Annotated in this window: 9 protein-coding genes; all 9 read right to left on the bottom strand. The window is 47.8% G+C overall.

Annotated features, from left to right (window positions below; translation table 11 throughout):
* On the bottom strand, nt 1-997 hold a 997-nt coding region (hemL, locus tag WMO25_RS10025), incomplete at its 3' end, for a glutamate-1-semialdehyde 2,1-aminomutase (protein WP_349085181.1).
* Complete coding sequence (gene hemB / locus WMO25_RS10020) at nt 997-1,983, bottom strand: porphobilinogen synthase (RefSeq protein WP_349085179.1); 987 nt, start codon at nt 1,981-1,983, stop codon at nt 997-999. The genes hemL and hemB, both read right to left, overlap by 1 nt.
* Nucleotides 1,984-2,077: 94 nt before the next feature.
* Complete coding sequence (cobA, locus tag WMO25_RS10015) at nt 2,078-4,501, bottom strand: uroporphyrinogen-III C-methyltransferase (RefSeq protein ID WP_349085177.1); 2,424 nt, start codon at nt 4,499-4,501, stop codon at nt 2,078-2,080.
* Nucleotides 4,434-5,099, bottom strand: coding sequence for a precorrin-2 dehydrogenase/sirohydrochlorin ferrochelatase family protein (locus tag WMO25_RS10010; protein ID WP_349085176.1), 666 nt, complete (start codon nt 5,097-5,099; stop codon nt 4,434-4,436). The genes cobA and WMO25_RS10010 overlap by 68 nt, the downstream gene beginning before the upstream one ends.
* Complete coding sequence (hemA, locus tag WMO25_RS10005; protein WP_349085175.1) at nt 5,092-6,336, bottom strand: glutamyl-tRNA reductase; 1,245 nt, start codon at nt 6,334-6,336, stop codon at nt 5,092-5,094. The genes WMO25_RS10010 and hemA overlap by 8 nt, the downstream gene beginning before the upstream one ends.
* A 62-nt stretch (nt 6,337-6,398) precedes the next feature.
* Entirely contained in the window at nt 6,399-7,190 is a 792-nt protein-coding gene (locus WMO25_RS10000) for a MerR family transcriptional regulator (RefSeq protein ID WP_349085174.1), read from the bottom strand.
* A 4-nt stretch (nt 7,191-7,194) separates the two neighbouring features.
* Complete coding sequence (locus WMO25_RS09995; protein WP_349085173.1) at nt 7,195-8,691, bottom strand: methyltransferase domain-containing protein; 1,497 nt, start codon at nt 8,689-8,691, stop codon at nt 7,195-7,197.
* 284 nt (nt 8,692-8,975) lie between these two features.
* Nucleotides 8,976-9,176 (bottom strand): cold-shock protein, encoded by a 201-nt coding sequence (locus WMO25_RS09990; RefSeq protein WP_015515333.1) that lies wholly within the window; start codon nt 9,174-9,176, stop codon nt 8,976-8,978.
* A 202-nt stretch (nt 9,177-9,378) separates the two neighbouring features.
* Nucleotides 9,379-9,608, bottom strand: a 230-nt coding sequence (locus WMO25_RS09985) for a hypothetical protein (RefSeq protein WP_349085172.1), incomplete at its 5' end; no start/stop codon positions are given.

The raw sequence follows: 9,608 nt of genomic DNA, 5'->3' as shown, positions 1-9,608 counted from the left end.
GCTCAATTCCTGCGGATTTTTCTTCCAGGCGCTCATACACAGCCCTATCTTCCATCAATAATTTCAACATCGCTGTTCCCGCTGCCACTGCCACCGGATTGCCAGAAAGGGTGCCGGCCTGATAAACCGGCCCTATCGGTGATACACAATCCATAATCTCTCTGCGGCCGCCGTAAACAGCCATCGGCATACCGCCGCCGACAATCTTACCGAAGGTAGTCATATCCGGTGTGACACCGTAATAGGACTGGGCACCGCCAAGAGCCAGTCGAAAACCGGTAATAACTTCATCAAAAATCAGCACGGCGCCGTATTGCTTTGTGATATCCCGTAGCCCCTGAAGAAAGCCATCTTCCGGCGGTACAACACCCATATTGGCTGCCACTGGCTCCACGATCAATGCTGCGATCTTGTCCCCGTACTGTTCAAACAGTTTTCTGACACTGTCCAGATCATTATATCTGGCGATCAGCGTTGTATCTGTGAAAGCCTTAGGCACACCGGCGCTGTCCGGTACATTCTCTGTCAGAAGCCCTGAACCGGCTTTCACCAGCAGGCCATCCGAATGGCCATGATAACAGCCTTCAAATTTCACAATATAATCCCTGCCTGTATAACCTCTTGCAGCACGAATGGCACTCATCACCGCCTCTGTACCCGAATTGACCATACGCATCATTTCCATGGAAGGGACTGCGGTTCGGATCAGCTCTGCCAGCTCTACTTCCCCATTAGTCGGTGCCCCAAAACTGGTGCCTTTGATGGCTGCAGCTGTCACCGCCTTCACCACCTCATCCTTGGCATGACCAAGAATCATCGGTCCCCATGAACCGACATAATCCACATACTGATGACCTTCCACATCATAGATATAAGCCCCTTTTGCCCTGAATATAAAGGGCGGCGTCATCCCAACTGCTCTATAGGCTCTCACAGGACTGTTGACACCTCCCGGCATCAGTTCACAGGCTTTTTCAAATATTTTCTGACTCCTCATTATCTCTGTCCCTCTTCTTCCCGCAGCCACTCTGCAATCTGCGGCGCATAATACGTAATAATCATCTTTGCCCCGGCACGTTTCATAGCGATCATGCTCTCCATCACCACGCGCTTTTCATCAATCCAGCCATTCATGGCTGCTGCTTTCATCATGGCATATTCACCGCTGACACTGTAGGTACATAACGGCAGATCAAAAGCTTCACTGACGGTTCGGACAATATCCAGATAAGCCAGTGCCGGTTTCACCATAATAATATCAGCACCTTCCTCCATGTCCAGTTCAGTCTCCAGAAGGGCCTCCCTGCGGTTTCTGAAATCCATCTGGTAACTTTTTCTGTCACCAAAGGCCGGTGCAGAATCTGCCGCCTCTCTGAATGGGCCGTAAAAAGCAGACGCATACTTGACACTGTAGGCCATGATCAATGTATGTGCATAACCGGCCGCATCCAGTGTATGACGCATATGACCGATTCTGCCATCCATCATATCCGAAGGTGCCACAATATCTGCACCTGCTGCGGCACAGCTGACAGCCGCCTTTGACAAAAGTTCCAGGGTCTCGTCATTCAATACTTCCCCGTCTTTAATGACGCCGCAGTGACCATGGTCGGTGTATTCGCAAAGGCAGATATCCGCAATACAGATCATCTCCGAATAAAGTTTCTTTGTCATTCTCAAGGCACGCTGTACAATCCCATCCGGGTCGTAAGCACCGCTTCCGCAGGCATCCTTATGATCCGGCACCCCGAAAAAGATAACGGCACGCACACCTTTCTCCCACACTTCTTTCAAATGAATAGCCAGTCTGTCCAGGGAATAATGGTAAATTCCCGGCATAGATTCAATCGGTGACTGTACATTCTCGCCCTCTGTCACAAAAACAGGATAGATCAGATCATCACATCTGACATCTACCTCATGCACCAGATTACGAATCTGTGCGGTTCTTCTTAAACGTCTTGGTCTTCTGGTTAAATTCATCTTTTACTCACCTCATTTTATTTCACTATCCGATACCTATCAGGCACCGAACACGCAACTGCATTCCCGCGGCTTGCTAAAGTCTGCTTATTGCTTACTGAGACAGTATATCACAAAGTGCTTCTGTCACTCCTTCCAAATCGTATTGTTCTGCTACTTTATCTATATGAAGCCCCGCTTTTTTGGCAGCTTGCGCTGTCACCGGTCCGATACAGATTGTCTTTGCCACCAAGTCATGTTCCTCTGTCATTTGTACAAAGGCACTGACCGCTGATGCACTACAGAAAGTTACCGCATCCACATCTTCCAACATTTCCCTTAAAAGTTCCCGCTTTTTCCACATGATCTCTGTGCGGTACGTCGGAATGTCCACCACACGGTACTGTTTTTCCCGCAGCCTCTTTGTCAGAACATCTGAAGCCTCTTCGGCTCTGAACAGACAAATTTCTTCATCATACTGAACATTCTCACACAAGGCTTTTGCCAAGGATTCACTGCAGGACTGTTCCGGCACCAGATCCGCATAACAGCCCCAATTCTCCAGTTCTTTGCGGGTTCCGGCACCCATGACCGCAATCCTGCTGTCTCCAAGACGTCTGATATCCACCTGCTCCTTTTTCATCTGCTCAAAAAAGAATCGTACACCGTTTCTGCTGGTAAATACAAGCCAGCGTTTTCCCGGAGAGGTCAGAACCGCCTTTATACTGCTCATCTCCTGCCCCTTGACACCGATCAGGCTCATCACCACCGGTTCTCCGCCAAGCCGTCTGATATACTCTGCCAGCGGTCGTGCAATGATTTCTGTGGCTGTTACAAGGATTTTCCTGCCTGAAAGAGGCCCTGGCTGCTGCCAGTCAACCGCTTCCTTCAGATTGACCACATCCCCCACAACAAGAATCGCCGGCGGCTGAATGGACGCTTCTTCTGCAGTCTCGGCAATCCTGCTAAGATCTGCTGTTACACAGCGCTGTCTGGCAGTTGTTCCAGAAGCGATAACCGCTGCCGGTGTCCGGGCATCTTTGCCCTTTTCAATCAACTGATCACTGATCTGTCTCAACCTTGAAAGTCCCATCAAAAAGACAAGGGTTCCTTCTTCTCTGGCCAGAATGTCATAGTCCAGCGAACTTTCCCCCTTGGCAGGATCCTCATGACCGGTAATCACATGAAAAGACGAAGCTTTTCCCCGATGGGTGATCGGAATACCTGCATAGGCCGGTGCACTGTAGGCCGATGACACCCCGGGAATCACTTCATAGTCAATGCCTGCTGCCGTCAGTGCCAGTGCTTCTTCACCGCCCCGGCCAAATATAAACGGATCTCCGCCCTTCAATCTGGCAACAACATGACCTGCCATCGCTTTTTCGATCAGCAGCTGTTCAATTTCTGACTGTTTCATCCTGTGGTTTCCTGCGAACTTGCCTGCATCGATCCACTCAGCTACATCCTTCGTCTCATTTAAAAGAGATGACGACGCCAGATGGTCATAGACAACCACATCGGCTTCTTTCAGTGCTTCTATACCTTTCATAGTGATCAGCCCTGTATCCCCCGGTCCGGCTCCGATCAGATAGACCTTGCCGCTCTGAAGCTTTTGAGCTGCCCGACATCCCAGATCAACCGCCATTTGCCGGTCTTTCATCCTGTCGCCGTATCGTGTCCCTGATACAGATATTTCCTTCATATGTGCTCCGTCTGCTGCATACCGTGCCCTCACCGTCATCTTCTCTTCATCCACAGCCGTATCTACAGCTGCTGCCTCATTGCAGCCGCCGCCAATGGCTTTCAGGAAGGCTCGCTCTGCCAGAAACATCTGCCATGTCTGTTCATCATGAATGGCCTGCATGCAGTCCTCACAGTCATGCTGCCTTGTTTCAACAGCAATAATACCTTGCCCCGCTGCCGGAAAGAATTGTTCCTTAGGAAGAATTTCATAAAAGAATGTCTGTCCTTCCGCCTCAAAACAACCTGTCTCATCACAGGCATCCGACAGGTATCCCAGCCGTTTTAAACCGGCTGCAGCCAGAATAATCCCATCAAACAGCTCCTCTGACAGTTTTTTCAGCCGTGTTGGCACATTGCCTCTGATATCTCTGATATCAACACTGGGACATATCTGCTGAATCTGAAGAGCACGTCTTAAACTGCCTGTTCCTACAACTGTCTTTTCTTTGCATTCTTCTATGATAGAAAATTCCCGCCGAAGACTCACCCATACATCCCGGCTGTCACCTCTTTTAAGCACAGCTCCCACTGTCAGTCCTTCCGGCAATTCTACAGGAAGATCCTTGGCACTATGAACGGCCAGATCGATCCGGCCATCCATCATAGCCCCTTCAAGCTCCTTTGTAAAAGCTCCTTTGCTGCCGAAAGCTGACAGGGATTTATCCAGATGCAGATCACCCTTTGTCTCAAATCCGGCAATCTCTATCTCTATGGATGGAAAAACCTTCTTAATGGCCTCCGCCGCCATTTCCGTCTGCACCATGGCCAGACGGCTCTTCCTCGTTCCGATTTTCATATTGGCCCTTGCCCTCCTCTCTGATTTTCTCTTCTTTTGCAATCCACTGTCTCAGATATTTTTTTCTGTCTGACTGACCGAGCCCGGACATTTTCAACTCTCTGCGCTTCTGGCGAAGCTCTATTTCCAGTTCACCGTACCATTCCGGTATCAATACTTCGATTTTCTCCCGCAAATATCTGGTCAGTGCAGGCACACCGCCGGATGTACTGATACCAATGACCATATTGCCCCGTCTGACCACCGATGGAAACACACAGTCCGAGACCTCCCCCGGATTGGCACAATCCACCAGTATATGCCGCATCTGGCAATAATCCGCTGCCATCTTATTCAATGCCTTATCATCAGAGGCACAGATTACCAGAAATGCTTCGGCCAGATAGTCCAGATTGTGTTCTGTCAGATTTTCATTTGTCCAGACTATATATTTCTTATCTGCCAGAAGTTTTAACTCATCCGTGATCTTTGATGAAATCATCCGTATATCTGCACCATATTCTATCAAAATACGGATTTTCCGAAGGGCTATCGAACCGCCGCCGATGACCATGACTTTTCGGCCATCCATGTTAATAAACAACGGAAAATCAGCCATTTTCCCGCGCCTCCTCAGATTGTCTCAACACTTCAAAAAACATCTCAAGCTGCTCTGTATCTGCCGCCTCCCTGGCTCGATAAAAGAACTTGTTCAGCCCTTTCTCCGGATTCGCTGCCATATCTGCCAGAAGATGCTCCCTGAAGGTATCCATCAGCGGTCTGTTCTGTTGAAACAAGGCCCAACGTCTGAAATCATCAATATCCTCCTCCAACATCTCCCGGGCCCTGTCAGCCGCTTCAAAACGCAGATGCTGATTCTTCTCAGACAGACTTGTCAGCTCATCCAGATGACAAAGGCTGTTCTCCTCGTCTTCAATGCCCGCCTCAATATCCATAGGAACTGCCATGTCAATGAGGATTCTTCTGCGCTTTTGGATAACGCCAGACTGCCATCCCTCTTTTGTCAATGTGTAATGCGGACTGGCTGTGGCACTGATAATCACATCCATCTCGTTGGCCAGTCGATAACGGTCTGCATAGGCAATCTGCACATATTCTTCTGTCTGCTGATGTCTCGTTCCATGGCCATCCGACAGAGTATCCGTTCCCAGAACCGCTTTTTCTCCCGATTTCAGCTGTCTGGAAGCAGCATATAGCTGTACATGATGATCCGCAGCAATATTTTTCATCATAATCTGTCCGATTTTACCAGTGGCACCAATAACCAGTATCTTTCTATTCTCCAGGCTTCCAAAATACATTTCCGCCGCTTTCACCGCCAATGTAGCCGTTGAAACAGAAATGCCTGAAAGCTTCGTCTCTGTCTTGACTTTCTTGGCCGCTGTCACTGCCATCCGAAAAAGGCTGTTGCACCATGTTCCGCTGAAACCATCCTCCATAGCTGTCCTGTGGGCTTCTTTCACCTGACCGAGGATCTGATCCTCACCCAAAACCATTGAATCCAGCCCCGCCGCCACATAAAACAAATGACGCACCGCCTGTGTTCCCTGATAAAACCGCAAATGCTCCGACACCTCGCCTGCATCATCGATTCCGGCCATATCAAGCATGATCCGCTGCATTGCAGTCATCACGCTGCGCACAGAAATATTTTCTTCGCTGACGGTATACAACTCTGTCCGATTGCAGGTTGAGAGCAGTACACATTCCCGAATTTCCTTCTGCGTACAGATACGCATCATCAGTTCTTTTTTATTTTCATCTGTAAACGCAAACAGAGCCCGTATCTGTACAGGCGCTGTTTTGTGGCTAATGCCTATTAATTGTATATTCATTAATTTATCTCTCTGTAACAAAGCTGCCCGGCATGCCGCAAATAAAAATAATTCGCTGCCTGTTATACCAGTATCTGCACTTCGTACAGAGAATGCCTCCAGTTATAAAAATCTTTGTGCTTTAAAACAGCCAGGATGATCCTTGGACGCATGTCCTTTTCCGCAAAATACCGTGAAAGGGCGCGAATCCACTTATCCTCCCTGAAAATGGCCGTAGTCATACAGATATAATTGCCCTTCGGCAGGATAGACTGGTTCTTCTCAGTAGAAACACAATCTCCGCCTGAGATAAAGCTGCCTTCAATGGCCAGCTTTTTTCCCTCCATAAATGCAGTTTCTTCCAATAAGTAACCGCGCATTTTCTGAAAATCTGCCATTTCCTCAGCCATCAGCACACCTGTCTGCCGATAGAAATCCTCTACCTCACATGGCTTCGCCGTTTCTGTCATCCAAACTCTTCGAGAATCCATCTGCTTCTGATGGATCCTGTAGCTCTCGTGCCCCGCCTCCGGTGCGGGGTTCTGGCTCGTCAACCACTCCATCATGGACATTCGTTCTTTCAGACGCTTCATTTGCTTTTGCGTCTGTTCCATTCGCTCCGACATCAGCAACCGTCGTTCTTCCTCCGAAGCAGCCTCCATCACAACCGTAATCTCCGCCAGGGAAAATCCCGCCTTCTTGAGATATCCGACGGTTTTGAGTCTCTGGATATCATCAAAATCATAATAGCGGTACCCCGTCTGTCTATCGATCCTGACAGGACAGACAACCTTCATATCGGCATAATAACGCAGTGCCGATACTGAAAGCCCCGTCATCTCATGAACGTCACCAATTGAATAAAGCCGGGTCATCACATCAACCTCTGTATCTTAAAACAACCACGTACTGCGTTTTTTTGCCGGAAAGTGCCCACTCTTTCTCTTCTTTGAGATATCCCGACTTTGCTGCCAGGGATAAAAGCCATTCTTTCTCCGTTGTGACAACGATAACATATCCCCCCGGTGTCATCCATGTGTTCAGCTTTCTGACAAAGTTCTTATATAATGTAAAGAGAACATCCGGCGTCATCTTGTCACTTCCCGCCGGCAGTTCTGTCAATACCTCATCAAAAGTATAACTATGGGAAAACTCCACAAAATCCTTGTTAATAAAGTAAGACGGTACATTCGCCAGACTTGCATTTTCTCTGGCTCCGTCAATCGCCTCTCCAAAAATATCCACACCATAGAGATGTGCAGCCTTCCTCTTACGATACCGCTCGATCAAAAGCGTCGCCGTACCACAGAATGGATCCAACACATCCGCATCATCCGCCAGATATTCAGAGGCAATTGAAACAACTTCCGCTGCTTTCACCGGGTGCATCGATGTGGCAATAGCATTGCGGCGATAGCTGAACCGACTGTCTGCTATCGTATGTAAAATCAAATAAACACTGTACTGTCCCTGCTTATTCTCTGTGATCCGCAGCTCACATTCATAATTGGACGCGGAATTCTGCAGATGATGTCCGGACAAGCGTTCCAGTTCTGCCCCCAGACGCTTCACATACTGACTCTTTTCATTCAAAACCAGCTTCGTCCGCAGATCAATTCTGAAATAAAAGGGTCCGTCACCTTCATGGCGCTTCTTCAGATAGTCCGTCAGTCCGGCATCATGAATTGCCGCCGCAACAGCCTGATAGTCTGTTGCCTTCAACGGATTGGCACAGAAGCGGAACATAAAGCCCTTCACTGTACGGATACCGAAAAGTTCTCCCGGACGTTCTGCCAGAATACGCACACCGCCTCTCATTGCCTTGGCCGCATCTCTCACATTTCTCGGCATCACATCAATGGTCAGCTGCTCCATCCCGGGACTGGTCAGCAAAATCATCTCTGAAGGCACCGAATAGCCTGTAAATGTATGCTTCACCGGCTTCTCCACAATCAACAGCATATCCCTTAAAAGCTTCAATTCCTCATTCAGATGCTTCTGATTCTCCGGCGTCATCTCCATCTGCATCAGTTCTTCCATCCGCTCCCTGAAAGCGTTTAAATACGTCCTGTAATCCAACTGACTCATGGCTGTCAGATAAGCACTCTTTACAAAAAGCTTCTCCTCGCATTCATAAGCATAAAACAGGGCATCCAATGCATCCTGACATCCCATCTCGCCAAGAATCAATGCCGCATTCTTCCTGACTTTGGCATCTTCATGCTTCAAAAGCTTCAGCATCAGAGACAGGCATCTCTGGCGATCACGCTGCCAGGCTGCACTTCCGGGTTCTGTTTTTAAAAGTTTGCGCAGCTCGATCAGATTCTTACGCACATCCTCATCACGTTCTATTTTATCAAGATAATTTCTAAACATTTAATCCTCTCTTTTTCATCTTAAAATATCGCTTAAATTCCTCTTATCATCATATATGGAGTTTCAAAAAAAGTCAATACAGAATGGATGCACCCCTGCGCTGCACAAACGTTTTCGCCCATCTCAGCGAATCTGCCTGTGCATCATTACAAAAAGGGCTATCCAACCGGATAGCCCTCTCTGATAATCGCTCTAAACAACTGCTTATTCTAACATTTAAAATAAAAAATACAAACTTCGTAATCAATATAATATATCTTAGAAAAGGCACACTGCATGAAGGATTATAACTTAACGACATTCACTGCCTGTGGTCCCTTCTGGCCTTCGATGACTTCGAATTCTACTTCCTGACCTTCTTCCAGTGACTTAAAGCCATTGGACTGGATGCCTGAATAATGTACGAATACATCATTGCCCTGCTCATCGGAAATAAAACCGAATCCCTTCTGATTGTTGAACCACTTTACTGTACCTTTGTTCATTCCAAAGTCCTCCAAAAATTAAAAATGGGTCTTACTGCAGGTTATTCTTGCAGCATGTTCAGCATACCATACTTAACCTCAAAAGTCAAAGGAATTCCTATATTCTTGAATACCAAAAGGCTTAAAAATATCGCAGAAATGCCCTTTTTTCGCCATTTTCTTCAATGGTCCGACACATTCTCAAAACAGCATTCCGGTCGGTCTACTCACAATATGCAACCACCGTATAGACACTGTTTTCATACTTGACTTCCTTGACTGTGGCATGCAGGCTTGTCAGTCTCCGAAGTGCCGGAATATTGTCGCTCATGGCCAATGCCGGTTCAATTGTATAATAATACATGGTGCCTGCCAGAGTGTTCAGCTTGGATTCGCTCATCTCCACTTCATCACCGGCCTTCAGAAGATCCGGTCTTTCCATTCGAAATGAAA

Origin of the sequence: Coprococcus intestinihominis (genome assembly GCF_040096555.1) — a bacterium.
Lineage (GTDB): Bacteria > Bacillota > Clostridia > Lachnospirales > Lachnospiraceae > Coprococcus_A > Coprococcus_A intestinihominis.
This window is presented reverse-complemented; position numbering and strand designations above follow the sequence as displayed.

Coding starts and splice junctions, on each gene's coding strand:
- hemB (WP_349085179.1), bottom strand. CDS start 1,983: ATGAATTTAACCAGAAGACCAAGACGTTTAAGAAGAACCGCACAGATT.
- cobA (WP_349085177.1), bottom strand. CDS start 4,501: ATGAAAATCGGAACGAGGAAGAGCCGTCTGGCCATGGTGCAGACGGAA.
- WMO25_RS10010 (WP_349085176.1), bottom strand. CDS start 5,099: ATGGCTGATTTTCCGTTGTTTATTAACATGGATGGCCGAAAAGTCATG.
- hemA (WP_349085175.1), bottom strand. CDS start 6,336: ATGAATATACAATTAATAGGCATTAGCCACAAAACAGCGCCTGTACAG.
- WMO25_RS10000 (WP_349085174.1), bottom strand. CDS start 7,190: ATGACCCGGCTTTATTCAATTGGTGACGTTCATGAGATGACGGGGCTT.
- WMO25_RS09995 (WP_349085173.1), bottom strand. CDS start 8,691: ATGTTTAGAAATTATCTTGATAAAATAGAACGTGATGAGGATGTGCGT.
- WMO25_RS09990 (WP_015515333.1), bottom strand. CDS start 9,176: ATGAACAAAGGTACAGTAAAGTGGTTCAACAATCAGAAGGGATTCGGT.